At 40.8% G+C, this 16,876-nt stretch carries 12 protein-coding genes and 1 pseudogene; 11 read left to right on the top strand and 2 right to left on the bottom strand.

The window, feature by feature from the left end; genetic code table 11:
- The first annotated feature begins 555 nt into the window (after positions 1–555).
- From IQ244_RS20785 to IQ244_RS20765, 5 genes are all read left to right on the top strand, one after another.
- Positions 556–3,111 carry a dynamin family protein gene (locus IQ244_RS20785; protein ID WP_193897577.1) on the top strand — a complete coding sequence of 852 codons (2,556 nt, stop codon included), beginning with the start codon at positions 556–558 and terminating at the stop codon, positions 3,109–3,111.
- Positions 3,112–3,266: 155 nt separating this feature from the next.
- A complete protein-coding gene (locus tag IQ244_RS20780) occupies positions 3,267–6,668 on the top strand; it encodes a virulence factor SrfB (RefSeq protein ID WP_193897576.1) in 3,402 nt (1,133 codons plus the stop codon).
- Positions 6,669–6,739: 71 nt separating this feature from the next.
- A complete protein-coding gene (locus tag IQ244_RS20775) occupies positions 6,740–7,837 on the top strand; it encodes a hypothetical protein (protein ID WP_193897574.1) in 1,098 nt (365 codons plus the stop codon).
- A gap of 300 nt (positions 7,838–8,137) precedes the next feature.
- Positions 8,138–8,362 (top strand): hypothetical protein, encoded by a 225-nt coding sequence (locus tag IQ244_RS20770; protein ID WP_193897572.1) that lies wholly within the window; start codon positions 8,138–8,140, stop codon positions 8,360–8,362.
- Between the two features lie 154 nt (positions 8,363–8,516).
- On the top strand, positions 8,517–9,056 hold the full coding sequence (locus tag IQ244_RS20765) for a DUF3239 domain-containing protein (protein WP_193897571.1): 540 nt from the start codon (positions 8,517–8,519) through the stop codon (positions 9,054–9,056).
- Positions 9,057–9,079: 23 nt separating this feature from the next.
- On the opposite strand, the pseudogene IQ244_RS20760 reads toward IQ244_RS20765, so the two are convergent.
- Positions 9,080–9,799 (bottom strand): annotated as a pseudogene (locus IQ244_RS20760) (cytochrome b/b6 domain-containing protein).
- A 66-nt stretch (positions 9,800–9,865) separates the two neighbouring features.
- On the opposite strand from IQ244_RS20760, the gene IQ244_RS20755 reads away from it, so the two are divergent.
- Entirely contained in the window at positions 9,866–10,702 is an 837-nt protein-coding gene (locus tag IQ244_RS20755) for a DNA adenine methylase (protein ID WP_193897569.1), read from the top strand.
- 87 nt (positions 10,703–10,789) lie between these two features.
- Positions 10,790–11,845 carry an anthranilate phosphoribosyltransferase gene (trpD, locus tag IQ244_RS20750; RefSeq protein WP_193897566.1) on the top strand — a complete coding sequence of 352 codons (1,056 nt, stop codon included), beginning with the start codon at positions 10,790–10,792 and terminating at the stop codon, positions 11,843–11,845.
- On the opposite strand, the gene IQ244_RS20745 is transcribed toward trpD, so the two are convergent.
- Positions 11,775–12,818, bottom strand: coding sequence for a retropepsin-like aspartic protease family protein (locus IQ244_RS20745; protein ID WP_193897564.1), 1,044 nt, complete (start codon positions 12,816–12,818; stop codon positions 11,775–11,777). The two genes, trpD and IQ244_RS20745, sit on opposite strands and share 71 nt — an antisense overlap.
- A 218-nt stretch (positions 12,819–13,036) precedes the next feature.
- Between IQ244_RS20745 and carA the strand changes: the two genes are divergently transcribed.
- The 4 genes from carA (at position 13,037) to rlmB (ending at position 16,833) form a co-directional block, all read left to right on the top strand.
- On the top strand, positions 13,037–14,203 hold the full coding sequence (gene carA / locus IQ244_RS20740; protein ID WP_193897562.1) for a glutamine-hydrolyzing carbamoyl-phosphate synthase small subunit: 1,167 nt from the start codon (positions 13,037–13,039) through the stop codon (positions 14,201–14,203).
- A gap of 169 nt (positions 14,204–14,372) precedes the next feature.
- Positions 14,373–14,759 (top strand): STAS domain-containing protein, encoded by a 387-nt coding sequence (locus IQ244_RS20735; protein ID WP_193897553.1) that lies wholly within the window; start codon positions 14,373–14,375, stop codon positions 14,757–14,759.
- Positions 14,760–15,274: 515 nt separating this feature from the next.
- Positions 15,275–15,757, top strand: coding sequence for a Mini-ribonuclease 3 (locus tag IQ244_RS20730; protein ID WP_193897551.1), 483 nt, complete (start codon positions 15,275–15,277; stop codon positions 15,755–15,757).
- Between the two features lie 95 nt (positions 15,758–15,852).
- Positions 15,853–16,833, top strand: coding sequence for a 23S rRNA (guanosine(2251)-2'-O)-methyltransferase RlmB (rlmB, locus tag IQ244_RS20725; protein ID WP_193897549.1), 981 nt, complete (start codon positions 15,853–15,855; stop codon positions 16,831–16,833).
- Positions 16,834–16,876: the final 43 nt, after the last annotated feature.

Genomic DNA, 16,876 nt, shown 5'->3' with positions numbered 1-16,876 from the left:
TAAGATTTGTTAGTTATTTTAAGTGGTACATTTTATACAGAAAAAGCTGAGTAATAGGATTAACAACGATTAATTACAGCTTGATTTCTGCCCTAATTCTATAGGTTACATACTACGTCAGCTACTTGATGGCTATTAAATTCAGGTAGTTAATGGTGACAACTAGCTTAAATCCTGATTTTGACGTTGTAAACATTGCTGACACTACAGTTTTTCAAAAACAAAAATTAGCAAAAAATAGTTAGACAGCAGTGCATATTTGTGCATTGCTACTCATCCACATGAGATTCTGGGTAATAAAGTTAAATTTTGATTAAAAATGACTGTTATTAAGTTTTTGTACAGAATAAATAGCTATTTGCTGGAGAACAGATATAGCCAGATGCTAACCAATTCCCCATAAATAGATATAACAGTTCACCATTACATCAGGGACATTGTAGTCTCTGATATCAGCAAGATGTACCTCACTCAAATGCGGAACACCATCACATCTGCTGGCAATTTTTATGTTATAAAACTCACATAAATTTTATTTTTAACGGTAACTATTGTATGGAATCTGAAAAATTAGCATATTTTAAAGAATATGGCGAATTTATCCTCCAGAAAATTAACTCTGTACCCCAGCATCCTTCTCAACAAGAAGACTGGGTTCCCGCCAGTTTGGATGAATGTCTAGAACGCCTGCGAGAAACTGCTGAGAAAACTGTAGAATTGGCGACTTCACCTGTGAAAATCGGTGTGATGGGTGAATTTAGTAGTGGGAAAACTCTATTATTAGGTAGCTTAATTGGATATGCAGATGCGTTACCAGTCAACGAAAATCCCACGACGGGGAACGTTACAGCCATTCACCTCATCCCCCAAGATGAATTTGCGACTACCCAAGTAGGCAATTTTACTGTTGAATATCTTTCCCATGAAGGGGTAAAAGAGTGTCTGCGCTATATGTTAGCAGAAGCCAGCCGCAGGTCAGCAGCGGCGGGGCTTGTACCTGTACAACTCTCACAGTTAAACTCTGGCAAAGATATTATTGCTTGGTGTGAACAGGCGTGGAATCAGAGTAATAATTTGGAGTTACGCTATTTGTTGCGGGAATTGGTGTTGTTCGTGCGTGCTTATAGTTCCTACGGTGAGGCAATGTGTAGTGGACGCTACCAAATTGATCATGCCACAGCGCGGGAAGGTTTACAGCTGGCAGAACAACCAATGGCTATTCAAACGCTGAGGTTTGCAGACTTACCGCCAGCGCATATCCGCTTACCCAGTCCACCCCAAAGGCTACCAACCAAGTTATTACAAAACAGCTTTCCATTAATTCGCCGCGTCGATATTGAAGTCAAAATCTCGCGGGAAATTTGGGATATCACCGACGCTTCGGAATTTATTCTGTTAGATTTTCCGGGTTTGGGTGCGGCTAATTCTGGGACGAGAGATACCTTTTTATCGTTGCGAGAATTGGCAGAAGTACAGACAATTTTAATCTTGCTCAATGGTAAATCGCCGGGGAGCGATCGCGCCAACAAAATTTTCACGATGATGCAGCAACAACGACCAGGACAAGACCTGAAAGATTTGATTCTTGTAGGTGTCGGTCGTTTTGACCAGTTACCCCTAGAAAGTGAAGGCGGCGAAAGAGAACTTGACCAACTTATCGCCGATAACGCCACTAATACTCCTTTATATGAGGATAAAGTTGTCCAAAAACTCAAAGTTCTGCAAACAACTATTGATGGCGCGAGTGCATTCACCACGCAAAAAGACCGCATTGTGTTGTTATCACCTTTGCTTGGACTAGCGGAATTAGCCAAACGTTCCAGTAGCGTCAAAGCCGGTTCACCAGAATTTTTAACTAACTTAGATTATCCTAATTACCTCGAACCCTCGAAACGGTTACAGCAAAAATGGAATCACCTCAGCGAAAGACTGCTAGAATCTGATGCACGTAGCCATCTTGGGAGACAACTAGGTTACTTTGCTCAAGATGGTGGTATTGCCAAACTGCGCGAATTAATTCAAAATCACGTTGCAGCGCATGGACTCAAACAACTGTATGAAGATACTCGCCGTGCGGCGGAAAGTGTGCGTCAACAACAAGAAAACCTGAAAAATATTATTGAAGAAATTCACGAACAAGGTATCCCAACTCTCGATAGTCCCACATTAGTTGACTTGCGGAGTGCCATTGATAGTTTAGATAAAACCTACCGCAACTTCCAAAAAGAATTAGGCAAAGAACCACTCAAAGACCGCCGGGGAATAGTCGTCAGTGAAGTAGTCAAAGACGAACTCACATTTAAAATTCTCAACTGGAACCACTGGACTTTATTATTTAACAAAGCCAACAATGGCGCTATCAGCATTGCCGAAACTAAAGGCGCAGCCGGGAAGCTATTTGACAGAGGAAGTAAAGTTAATAATACCTTGCCGACAAAGAGTGATGATTTTTATCCCACCTTTGAAAAAACCGTCCAAGAAGTTGAGATATTTGCCCGCGATCGCATTCGGCAAGCAGTGGTAGATTTATTAAGTAAACTATCCAATCAAGTCACCGAAGCACGAGATTATCTCAAAACCCTGCTCACTTCCGAAATGGAACAAGAAATTGAGATAGGTTTCGGTGGAGAAGAAGCTGATTTATTTTATAAATTACTGTTAGGCTGCGACCCTAATCAATGGAAAGAAGCTATTCTCGCCGAAATTAATAGCAAAGACAAAGAAATTGCTCCCGAAATCATGTTTCCCCTAGCACGCCAAGACGAAAAACACAGCATTGGTCAAATATTTGATTGGTCGCCCGAAAGAAGTCAAAATTCACCCAGAGCCACTCATCATCAAATGTTAGTTTTGCGCCTGCGAGATGAAATTACTGCTAGTGCCAGTTTACATCTGGTGCAGTATGTCAGCGAAGTTAATCAACAAGTAAATTCAGAAATAGAAGGTATCTTAGACCAAATTATTCCCACACTCCAAAATATTTCCAAAAAAGAAGCATTGCTGAGATATCTAGCCGCTGGCGACTCACCACCTAAACTTGCTATTCCCACTTGGCTAAATATTCTCTCAGAAATCGCCACTAATTCTTATTTAGATATCCCTAATTACTAGGTAATTTATTCCCTAGCTAATATCTTCTTCTCTTGTGTTCTTTGCGGTTCGTTTAAAAAATGTAGGTAGTTTGAAGTAGTTACAACATCTTAATTCATTTACCAAACAATTATACCTTTGCGCCTTTGCGTGAGATAAAAAAAGGAAAATTTAAAATGCCAGTAGAAATTCGCCTTCCACCAAGATTTCAAGTCCAAATTAACGACAACGAATATTTAGAACTTCCCACCATTCAACTAGTAGCTATTGGGAACAACGTCCCCCACATTGCTCGCATCAACTTCTCCGTCAAAGGTACCCCTAGCGAATTACCCGCACAAATTCAAAAAGCCTATAAACCATTTGATGCTGTCACCCCAAAAATTTCCCAAATCGGGCAATTAGAACAATATCCTTGTAAACTCGAAAAACCTTTAACAGAACCAATCAACTGTACATTACAGGTAATTGTTGAGTATTTTGATTCTGACTTCTCAGGAGAACCAGTATTATCTGAACCAAAACAAATTAAAGCAGCTTGCTATTTATGGACACCAACAAATCCTGAAGAGCAAATAATTAAACCAGATATTTCTATGAATCCTTTTCAACTACCAAATCCGCCTGAAAAAGAACTGCATAGCCAACCCCAAAAAAGATTTCCGGGATGGTTTGCTTTAGATTTTGGTACGTCGAATTCTACCGTCACTTTGTTTGACCCCATAGAAATCCCCATTGCCGAAATTTTACCACGAGAGCAGGAATTAAGATTGCGCGATCGCCTAGCCCAATGGCTCAATTCTCCCGCTTCCGAAGCATTACCAGATATCAGTGAAATTGAGTGGCAGAAATTTATTATTGATATTAGTAAAAACTTAGAAATTGAACCCAGCCGATTAAATGAAATCTTTGAAAGTGATAACAAAGAAAAATTTTTAGAAGCAATTCGTCAAATCGAACTATGTTTAGGTAATAGCGAAAAATTTCAACGGGCAGCCAGCAAAAAGCTATATCAAATATATCATGAGGTCTTTCGCGTCCCTACATTAGAATCCCAAAATTTAATTCCTGTCGTTCTTGATATTGACCGCCGTGATACTGAAATTCCCAGTGAGTTAGAAATTTCTAACTTGGAAGTATTAAAATTGAAAATGGGACGGGAAGCGAGAGACAATCGAAAAAAAGCAATTGCTCAAGGAACTAGCAGTTCTTTAAAAGAAATTATCAGTCGTTTTCACCACTCACCCAAGCGTTATTTCGGACAAAATAGATTATTTCCAGTCATCTTAAATGAGACGGAAGCTAACATTAATGTTAATCAATTAATTCAAGCAGCTTGGGCGCATTTAATTGAATTAACAGAAGATTATCGCCAACGTGCTAGACGCAGATTTTCCGAAGGTGAATTTTTAACCGCAGTCGTTACATATCCCACAGTCGCACCGCCAGTAGTTCGCAAAGAAGTTAAGCAATTAGTAGAGAAATTAGGCATTGATGATGTCCAAACTGCTTATGATGAAGCTGTTTCTGTAGCAATATTTTTCCTGTGGCGCGAATTTGGCGGTAATTTAAATATTGGGATTGAATCATTTAAAACCCGTTGTCGTCATGATGGAAATAAATGGTCACAAAACGTTCTAGTTTTAGATATTGGTGGCGGCACAACAGACTTAGCTTTAATTGAATTAACCTTAGAAGATAAAACCCCATTCTTTGCCAATAATGAAGATAGAGGCTTAGGCGGAAGGTATTATAAACTGACTCCTAAACTATTAGGTTCATCAGGACATTTACAGTTAGGTGGCGAATTAATTACCCTGCGAGTATTTCGGTTATTAAAAGTTGCGATCGCAGATTTTCTCCTAACAGCAGTCACCCGTGGCGATATCGACAGCGAAAAACTCGAAGACTTAATTAGTGCTGAATTAAACGAGCGTTTTCTCGACCAAGGTAAATTCAAAACAGGCAGTTTATTAAAATGCTTAGATAGAGAAAATCCCGAAGGTGACGCAGCTTATAAAGATGCCTTAGATACAGCCGAGAAAGTCTTACCAACCCGTTGGCAACAAGCACCCCAACGCCTACAAACCTTCTACACACTTTGGGATTATGCAGAAGCCGCTAAACTCAAACTTGGACAAAAAGCACCAGTCGAAAATTCGCTTTTAACCTTTACAATCTCTGAACAACAAATTGCCGAACTCCTCACCCAAAGCGCCATTAAATATCAAATTATTAACCCTGACACTATTTTTGTCACCTTAGATAACCAACAATTTGAACGTGTCGCCACATCCGCAATTAAAGAAGCCATTGGTATTGCAAAAGGCTTAATGGAAAGCCGCTTACGTTCAGAAGATAACACCATTGATGCTTGGAATACCCACAAAGTTGACTGGTTAATTCTCTCAGGAAAAACTTGCAATCTAGACTTAGTACAACGCCATATTTACCAAGAATTTAGTAAGTCTCCCTACTTCGTGTGGAACCCTGAACGCATTACCTTTGTTTTAGAATTTACCAAACTCGCTACCTCCGCAGGCGCGTGTTACGCCGAAAAATTACGCCGACTCAGATTTGACCCAGAAGAATCTAAAACATTGCTCCAAAAAGGCGCAAATCAATTAGAAATTGACGTTAAAAACTTATTTTATTACTTACCTTGCAACTTCAAACGCAAAACCCAAAGTAACGAACTATTAACAGTATTCAAAGCTGGACAAGAACTTTATCAAATTGCACCTTGGGAAACAGTTGCCAAAGTGCGGACAGGTTGGCAAGGGATACAGTTAACTAATATTATTTATCGCCAAGATTACGAAGATGGTGATTTAAGACTTTGGGGAAGCTTCGACGGTAAACATCTCATGGAAAAATTGGGGATGGAAGAAGCGGAGTTTCTCAGAAAAATCAAAGTGCAATTTGAGATTGACCAGACGTTACAATTTCATGTATTGCTCTGTCAAGGCAACCCCCATTATTTAATCGACGTTCCTGGTATTGATGTCGGTTCAGCAATATCAGCAGCTTCCGAAGCCACCCTATTTGCTGACGGTAAATTAAAATGGAATATCGCTGTAGAAAAAACCAATAAAGACTTAACTGATGGTGATATAGCCGTCAACGTCATCGAATCAGCAACCGTTGATCAACCAAACGCCTATCATTTAGTCTTTGAAATAGACCAAAATGATCATAAATCTCTCTATCAATTTCATTACCTCCGCGATGGTTCACCCCAACCAGGACAAGGTTTAATTAGTAATTCCCTACCACCATTTCCTTACACGGGACAACACACATTTTACGTTTATCAAACCGACACCGAAAGTAATAGAAAAAAATGGATACGTATCGGTTCACTCAGTAAGCCAGATGTCACCACAGACTACCCTTGCCAATATCGCGTCACCCTCGACAACAAAGGTATTTTGCGGATGCACCCCGGCGAAGTTCCTTACTGGACATCCACAAGTCAAGAATGTTTAAAACAAGAAGGTTGTGTTTATCGTGCCGAGTTAGAATTGCAACCTAACGAAGTAGATAAAGAACGCGATCCCTTCTGTGGCATCCATTAACTTACTCTGCGTTACTCCGCGTTTAACTCCGCATTCCTTTGCGTTTAAAATAATGCAAACCCCCACTCATCATGCAGCATCTACGTCAGCTATTAGAAACAGAAAATTCCGAATTAGCCAGGTTACTCCGCTGTAGCCTGCATGGACTAGAGTCTGCATTAAACCAAGCCTATACAGAATTACCTTCTGATCCCGGTGCTGAAACCTGTGCAGAACTATTGCAAGAAATCCAAAGCTTATTGCAACCTGTATATAAACAAGAAACCATTATCAGCCAATCTTTAGATGAGTTAAAACTACATCATCTCCGCGACGCTTGGAATGCTGACCCAGAACTCAGTTTATATTTAGGAGATGCACCATTACAAAGCCAAACTGATGCAGATTTATGGAACGAAATTCACCGGAAAATATTACGCATTCCCGATGATTTAGCTGCATTTTGGCAACAGCGGGCTTTAGATTTCGCTCAAGAAATTGGTGCAATTGAAGATAATTCTCACCTCTATCAACTTCCCTTCATCAGAGATGATATTGTTTACTCTGGACTCAGAGGGAGTGTGAATGTTAAGGGATTATGTTTATCACAAAAAGCACTTTTAAATTCAAAAGTCATTCAACATAATGACTCAGAAGATTTACAATTATTAGCTGGATTTTTAAGTTTATATCGTAATTTTATTGAAATAGAACCAGACTTACATCACGCATTAAAAAGTATATTTAGTTTTGATATTATTTCTTTGCACTCCAAGCCAGAACAACAAAATCAATATATAGAAGCTTTAAAAGACCGCTTTCACCGCATTCAAAAAGCTGAAGAAAATAGCGAAGATATAGCTATTGTACGTGCTTGGATTGATATAGATGAAGCCATACATTCTCTAGTCTTTATCCCACCTGTTGAACGTTACTCATGGTGGGGAAAATTACAACAAGAATCACGACGAACCTTAAAAAAAGTTGCTGATAAAGCCAATAAATCAGGTCACAATATTAGAATTCGCCAACTATCAGGACTCTATGCTGATATTTGTGCTTTCTCAAAAGACGATTTGCAACTAAATTGCGGTGGTATTCCGGGAGAAGTTTTAACTTGTCTGCGAGTTTACGCACGCATTAATCAAGAAGAATCTCCAGGACGTGTGATATTTCGGTCGTTACGTTAATAGAATTATTTTAACGTAGACGCGCAAGCGGCTTGCCGCAGGCTACCACAGAGGCACAGAGAACACAGAGAGTAGAGAAATAAATACTCTTTGGCTTCCCTATGGGACGCTACGCGAACGCCGAATGCGTGAGATTTAAAGACTTCCTATCTAGTTAAAACTGAGCCATATTCATCTATCTTGTTAGACTTCATATTGTTTTAGGGCAAACTAACTTCAAGATAGATGGAAGTACATCCTTTCAATCACACTCACAATGGTCTGAGTTAGACAATAGAGAATAAGTAGTTGAGTACAACAATGGTAAATCAACCACAACGCCCTTTAATACTCGATGGCAACACTTACGCTTCAAATCCTGGAAATCTAAAAGTTGATTATCTCTATTGGATGCGTTCATTTCCTAGCCGACCAATTCAATTGATTTTACCTATAGTCCAATACGGTTCAGTTAAGGTTGTCAGCTTATCGATCTCAGAAGAACCAAGACTTGGGGGAGAATCCCCCAAACCCCCGAATGGGTGACGGTTGCGTCCCCCAAACCCCCTCCAAAAAATAGATCTGTTTTATGTGTAGCAATTAATTTATTTTCTTAACTGAACCGTATTGACCTATAGTCGGTCTACTTGCTTTAGCTATTCTTATCGATTGGATTTTTGGTGCTGCTATTTTGGACGTAATGCGTAAAGGCAAAAGTTTAGAACATTTACCATTTGCATTATTAGGAGTTGCCATATTCAATATTTTTTTTGGTATTGGAATATGGTGGTTTCTGAAACCGCTGACATTTCTTATAGTCTACATTCGTGAATATTTCATTTATGGTTGTGTGAACCCAGGCATTGTAGTTTCATCAAAACCATCTTTAGTTGCCGTATTCACCGATCTCAGGACAGATATCATGCCATATTATGCTATTAAAATTTTGCCTCAACCGCTTCGATGGATGAAAAATGGAGTTCCACCAGTGGGTACAAGACTGGCTACAGTGGCTCTGTATGAAGGTAATATGAATAAAGGTCATTGGGATACCTTTCACCCAATAGTAATTGATTGCGTAACTGGCAATCAAGCCGATATACAAACAGTCTTAGCAAGTATTCCTGAGTGGGAATGGAAACAGCTTGAAATAGGTATTGAATACATTAAAACAACTAAGCCAGGATTGTATTTTATACCTTCTCCAAATCCATTTGAATTGTCTAGTGGCGATTTATAGTTAATTATTCTGTTTTATGTTTACTATTCCGAGAAAAATAGAGGTAGGAGAAACGCAAGAATAACGCCAATCAATACAAACGCCTCAATAATTATCAGGGTTAAATTATTATCTAGCAATTGATTAATTCTTTCGCCAAAGTTAGTTTGCAAACTACCCCACCAAGAACGGTAACGAGTAACCCAATGACTAGGACTATCTTCTGGTCGAACTTGCCACGAAAACATAAATAATAATAACGGCACACCACCCACTTTGCTAGACATCAAAAGGTGAATAGCTAAACAGCCAATTATCACACACCAAGCTCTGAGGTGTAGGGAATACCAAATATGATCAATTTCTCCTTTAGGAAGCCATTCTTCTTTCATCATCCTGCCAGAAATGACGGATAATACAGAAGCAATCAACATCAGAGTGTTAGCCAGTCTTTGCAGGCTCACCCACCAAATTGGTTTACCAACTTGGCTGAGTTGTTCCCACGAATTTGGCTGAATAAGTCGCCTATTTCCAGCATGAAAGCTGTAGAGGGCAAATGCTGGTAGCAAAATCAGGAAAAATCAGGCAAAAGTGCTATGAATCCCTTGAATATCGCCAAGTTGAGGCAAGAGAATTTTACCAAATCACCCATCGTAGGTATTGTAAACTAGGAATCCGGTGATGATTGCTGCGATCGCTAAAATTCCACTCACACCATGCAGTAGTCGCAACAACAGCGGTTGATAGGGAACAGAACGAGGCATAAAAATATTTATTCTGCACAACAAATATAAAAATATTTTAAGATACAGTGTGATTCTTTTATACTTATGCTCAAAAGTCCCCTCCGCTATCCTGGAGGTAAATCTAAAGCGATAAAACAAATTGCTGAATATATCCCAGATAATTTTTCAGAATTTCGAGAGCCTTTTGTTGGTGGTGGTTCTGTATTTATTTACTTAAAGCAAAGATATCCTGATTTAAAAATTTGGATTAATGATTTAAATCCTGAGTTATTCTTATTTTGGAAAATCGCTCAATCTAATATATCTCAATTAGTTCAAGAAATACGCCAAATTAAACATAAATCTCCAGATGGTAAATTATTATTTACGCAATTAACTAATATAGATGTAAAAAACTTATCCAATTTAGAAAGGGCAGTGCGCTTTTTCGTACTCAACAGAATTACTTTTTCAGGAACTATCGAATCAGGTGGATTTTCTCAGGAAGCTTTTGATAAAAGATTCACAGATTCATCAATAGAACGCTTAGAGAAGTTAGAATTAATATTAACAAAAGATGTACAAATAACTAACTTAGATTATAGTTGTCTTCTCCAAGAACAAGGTAAAAATGTATTTTTATTTTTAGACCCACCATATTTTCGTGCTACTAAATCTAAGTTATATGGTAAATATGGTGATTTGCATACTTCTTTTGAACATCTAAGATTTGCTGAAAGCTTAAAACAATGTTCTCATTCTTGGCTGATTACTTACGATGATTCTCCGAATATTCGACACAATTTTAAATGGGCAAATATCTATGAGTGGGAATTGCAGTATGGCATGAATAATTACAAACAAAATAGTGCTGCTAAGGGCAAAGAATTATTCATTACTAACTATACGCATAGAGAAATTCTTATGAATAACTCACTTTGATAGCGACTCATTTTCCGGTACGATATCTGCCATATATCCTTTTTCGGAAGCCTTGGCGATCGCATTTCATCACTTACAACCCTAGCTATGACAACTTCCCCAGAAATTTCTACAAGCTGGTATATTCTGCTACAGCAATTAATCGATAATCAATCCTTGACACGCCCTCAAGCTGCGGAATTGATGCAAGGGTGGCTGAGTGAAGCGGTTCCCCCAGAGTTATCAGGAGCAATTTTAACAGCCCTGAATTTTAAAGGCGTTTCCGCCGAAGAATTAACGGGTATGGCTGAGGTACTACAATCTCAATCTAAAGAACTCAGCACTCAGCCCTCAACCCTCAGCACTGTCATAGACACCTGCGGAACTGGTGGCGACGGCTCATCAACTTTCAATATTTCTACGGCGGTGGCTTTTGTTGTGGCGGCTTATGGTGTACCCGTAGCGAAACACGGCAACCGTTCCGCCTCTAGTTTGACAGGTAGCGCGGATGTTTTAGAAGCATTAGGTGTTAACTTAAGCGCCCCTGGTGAAAAAGTCCAAGCCGCCTTACACGAAGTTGGGATCACGTTTTTGTTTGCCCCTGGTTGGCATCCAGCCCTGAAAGCCGTGGCTCAACTACGCCGAAATCTGAGAATTCGCACAGTTTTCAATTTACTGGGGCCATTAGTCAATCCCTTGCGTCCGACTGGGCAAGTGGTGGGGTTATTTACGCCCAAACTTTTAGAAACTGTTGCTCAAGCGTTACATAATTTAGGCAAACAAAAAGCGATCGTTTTGCATGGGCGAGAAAAAATTGACGAAGCAAGTTTGGGAGATTTAACTGACATAGCCGTGTTATCTGATGGCAAAGTGCAGTTAACTACTATCAATCCCCAAGAAGTGGGTGTCACTCCCGTTTCTATCGAGGCGCTGCGGGGTGGAGATGTGCAGGAAAATGCCGAAATTCTCAAAGCTGTGCTGCAAGGCAAGGGAACAACAGCCCAACAAGATGCTGTAGCGTTAAATGCTTCTTTAGCGTTACAAGTTGCAGGGGCGATTCCCTTATTAGATCACGCCCAAGGTGTGAGTATGGCTAAGGAAATTCTACAGAACGGGAGTTCGTGGACGAAGTTGGAGGAGTTAGTTCAATTTCTATCGAATTAACTTCTGAGTGGGATTGGGGACGGAATTCAACAACATTACGTTTAATGGTGACATCGTAGTTGCCAAAGAAATCATGTCCTAATAAACCAGTTTCCAAATCTGTGCCAGCGATCGCCACTGGTACGCGATTTACTTTTACCCCACTAATCGCCATTGAATCAACATAACCCACAGGAAATTCTACGGCTCTAGAACTAGCAGTATTCGCTTTGGCTTTACCCACAGCAACAATCCCTAACACATTCGCCATCTGTTGAGTAATAACAGTGCCACTGGCTCCTGTATCCACAATCATTTCAAATTTCTGCTGACCATTAAAAGTGACTTCCACAATCGGCGTACCACCAACGCGGCGTTTAATTGGGACAACAAACACATCTTTTTCTGGAGGCGGAACTTCTGTCGCAGAAAAAACGCGCCGTTCTGGCGGTTGTCTCGTTGGGACAGTTGGTTGCGGCACAAATTTAGCCACCGTTTTGGGCTGAGGAACTGCCACCACTATTTTTTGATTGTCAGTTGAGGTCTGCTGCAAATTAGGATTGGCCTTTTGCAGCGCGTATTTCACCTTACGCTGGTATTCGACGATTTTTCCTTGAGCCGAGACAAAATCGGGACTTTGGCGGTTGACTTTTTCCATGAGGGCGATCGCCTCTTGAAACTGATTTGCCACCAAGTTCCAATCCTCAACCGATTGCGCCGATTGACTAATACTCACGGCTCCTGCGGCTTTATCTAATCCCAATTCAAAAGAATTTGGCTCAAGCTCCGATGGCGGCAGTGCTTCAGGTTCTGGGCGGGTTACTGGGGCTGCTGGCTCGACAGAAGGCTGTACTAATGAATTATCAGTAACTACAGATTGTTGATTACCAATATTCTCAGTAGTCTGTTTGTCTTCACTACAGGCAACACCCAAAACGGCTAAAGCGCTTGAGATCAAAATCAGGGCTGCACGAGATAAAAAAGACTGAAGCATAATTGATATCTATTTTACCTACCCAAACAACTGCAAAACCACTTCTGCCACCGATTACCCTAGAAAAACTTTTTTAATTCTTAATTAATTACCTAGAGAATGCACAGTTGTTTAACTCATGGGATAATTAACTCTCGCAGTATTGACTATATTGGGGATGACAGACTGCTCACTATTAACTTCCTCATCCCCAATACCCCATCCCTAATCTATCGCTTATGTCCCTGTCTGACGCAATACCTGCTTTACTTGTTTTGGCAGATGGCACTGCTTACCGTGGTTGGTCTTTCGGTGCGACGGGAACCACAATCGGGGAAGTGGTGTTTAACACTGGTATGACCGGATATCAAGAAGTATTAACCGACCCTAGTTACTGCGGTCAAATTGTGATTTTTACCTATCCTGAATTAGGGAACACAGGCGTTAATTCTGAAGATGAAGAATCAGCGCGGCCGCAAGCGAGAGGAGCGATCGCTCGCAATATTTGTCACAAACCGAGTAACTGGCGATCAACGCAATCCTTATCTGAATACCTTAAACAGCACCAAGTTCCCGGTATCTATGGCATTGATACGCGCGCCCTCACCCGCAAAATTCGGACGTTCGGCGCAATGAATGGGGGGATTTCTACAGAAATTCTCGACGAAGCAGAATTGTTAGAACAAGTGCAAGGATTTCCAAATATGGCTGGCTTAAATCTAGTCAAGGAAGTCAGCACACCCCAAGTTTATGAATGGTCAGAACCGACTATCGCTGAATGGGAATTCAACGCAGAAAATGTTACTGCTGGCGGAGAAGCTTTTACAGTTGTCGCCCTTGATTTTGGTGTGAAGCGGAATATTTTGCGCCGTTTGGCTAGTTACGGTTGTCGCGTGATTGTTGTGCCGGTAAACACAACAGCAGCAGAAATTCTCAGCTACAACCCAGATGGCATCTTTCTGTCCAACGGGCCTGGCGATCCATCTGCCGTGACCGAAGGTATCGCAACCGTCAAAACACTGTTAGAAAGTGAAAAACCCATGTTTGGTATTTGTATGGGACACCAAATTTTGGGACACGCCCTAGGTGCAGAAACTTTTAAACTCAAATTTGGCCATCGGGGTTTAAATCAGCCTGCGGGTTTACAACGCCGCATCGAAATTACCAGCCAAAACCACAGTTTTGCCATTAACCCAGATACTTTACCAGAAGCAGTAGTCGAGATCAGCCACCTGAACTTAAACGATCGCACTGTTGCTGGTGTCCGTCATAAGTCTTTGCCCATATTTTCCGTGCAGTATCACCCCGAAGCCAGCCCCGGCCCTCACGATGCTGATTACTTATTTGAGCAATTTGTCCAAGCAATGCGATCACTAAGCACAGTTACTAACGCTGAGGTTAAGTAAAAATATAAAAAGTCCTAGATGGAAGACTGCCAAAATCAAAAGTTAAAAGGCAAAAGTCAAATGATTTTTTACTTTTTACTTTTTACTTTTTACTTTGCCTCGATTCTGCTACCCCAACAGGTTGTAGACAACATACATCAAAACCATCTATACTTGAGCGTTCACTTTAATGATTGAGGAGGGAATTATTGCTGAACAACTTAATCTAACCGTAAGCCTGAGAGGCACTCGTGAAGCCCGGGATAACTATCAGCTATTCCGCCTCACAGGTTTGTTAGATGCCTTTTCTGAACCGACATTTAGCAAGGTACTAGGTGGCAAAATTGACGAGGGGCCAAAGCATATTATTCTGGATCTCTCAAAAATTGACTTTGTTGATAGCTCTGGCTTGGGAGCCTTGGTAAAGCTGGCCAAGCAGGCTCAATTGGCTGAAGGCACCTTGCAAATTGTCTCCAATCCCCGCGTCACCCAAACAGTTAAACTTGTTCGCTTAGAGAAGTTTCTCTCTCTGCAAACTACAGTGGATGTGGCTCTAGAAAACATCAAGGATTCTTGATAGTTTGACTTGAGGGTGAAATTCAGCTATCCGATAGTTTATCTGGATAGCTTAATTTTTATAAAAGCTGGCTTTTCTACCTCTCTCCTTGTGAGAGAGGTAGAAAAGCCAGCCATATCGATATAACAAACTTTAAATATTCAACTAGTACAACAAGGCAAAAGTCAAAAGGAAAAAGAAAGAATAGTGATAACACCAGACTTTTAACAATTCCAGATGATCACTGAGCGTAGTCGAAGTGTGGTCTGTTTATTTACGCCGACCTGTACTATGGTTTCCCGACTTGAGCAAACTTTTCCAGACACTGGCAAGGTCGAAATCACCCACTTTCTTGTTCTGACTCTTGGCTTCTGGATGATTTTTCAAACCTACTTTCTTAAATTCAAACTAGCAAAGAAAAAGATAGAATTAATCAGGTAATCCTGATAGTATAGATTGTGCTACGTAATATATTCTAAACTTAATTCAAGAAAAATTAATCCCCTAAAAGTATTCTGTTAAGGAATGATGAATTTGTGGAGTCCCAGGAGGAAGAGCCAATAGATAGACAAGATAAACCTCCTACAGCTGATTTATCTTGGGTGCAAGCCTGTTTAGCAAACACAGTGCAACTACACCAAGAAATTGCTCCAACACAAGTGCAGCAAATTTCTCCTGCTGCTTTAGCCTATGTAGGAGACGCAATTTATGAGCTTTATGCTAGAATATTCTATCTATTGCCATTACAGCGACTAGAAGCTTACCACCGTTTGGTAGTGGCCCAGGTGAGAGCGGAAACACAAGCCCTACATTTGCGATCGCTGATTCCTCATCTGAGGGAAGCCGAACTAGAAATTGTCCGTCGGGGACGTAATGCCTCTACGGGACGACCTAAACGCCTTGCTCCCGAAATTTATCAACAAGCAACTAGCTTAGAAACTTTGATTGGTTACTTGTATCTAACTGATATCCCACGCTTAACTGAATTGTTGCAGAAACTTCATCTCGACCAAGAGTGAGAAATCTAACCTGATTAGTAAAAAATTGGTGTGTTCGGTTTAGCACCTTTGAGACTTCATGATGCCTACTTATAAGCTATACATTCAAACTCATTATGACTAGCAAACCCAAAAAGCTCCAGACATCTGGCGAACCCAATCGTGGGCGAACTGTGAAAATTAAAAGTAAACGTTTTATTGGTAATCCTATTCGGAAAGCCAAGCCAGGAGAGCGAGATAATCATCCTGCGCCCAGTAATTCGCACCCAAATCGGCACGGGGGGGATCTTCCCTCTCCGGTTCTCAAAAATACCGAAGACAAAGATAGTGATTTGATCTACGGTCGCCATCCAGTTTTGAGTGCTTTAGAAAATCAACGTGAACTAAATCGGATTTGGGTAACAACTCGGTTACGCTACGATCCCCGGTTTCACAATTTGCTACTTCAAGCTAAAGATAATGGCTCCGTTATTGATGAAGTAGAACCTAAACGTCTAGACCAAATTACTGAAGGTGCTAATCACCAAGGTATAGCAGCCCAAATTGCACCCTACTCATATTTAGAATTACCAGACTTAATTGCCAAAGCTAAATCCGTAGCCAACGATCCCGTCATTGTCGTAGCTGAGGGCATAACTGACCCCCACAACTTGGGAGCCATTATCCGAACTGCTGAAGCGATCGGCGCTCAAGGCTTAGTCATTCCCCAAAGAAGGGCTGTGGGGATCACATCGACAGTGGTAAAAGTAGCCGCAGGCGCTTTAGAAAACTTTGCCGTAGCTAGAGTAGTCAACCTGGGCCGCGCCTTGGAAGAACTCAAAGAAGCTGGCTTTTGGATTTACGGTACCGCCGCAACTGGTAGCGAACCCTTACATACAGTCCGCTTCACCGGGCCTGTGGTTTTGGTAATCGGTTCTGAAGGTGAGGGCTTAAATATGTTAACCCAACGTGCATGTGATGTTTTGGTGTCAATTCCCTTACAAGGGAAAACCCCTAGCCTGAACGCCTCAGTTGCAGCCGGGATGGCACTTTATGAGGTTTATCGTCAACGCTCTTTGAACACTTTGTATCTGAATAAGTTACAAAAACCTCTTTGAAAAACAAGAGCAAAAGAGTATAAAGAAATGTAAAGCCAATAAA

It is taken from the genome of Nostoc sp. LEGE 06077 (assembly GCF_015207705.1).
In the GTDB taxonomy this organism is placed as follows: Bacteria; Cyanobacteriota; Cyanobacteriia; order Cyanobacteriales; family Nostocaceae; genus Nostoc_B.
The sequence above is the reverse complement of the archived record's forward strand: the minus strand, read 5'-3'. Positions and strand labels throughout refer to the sequence as shown.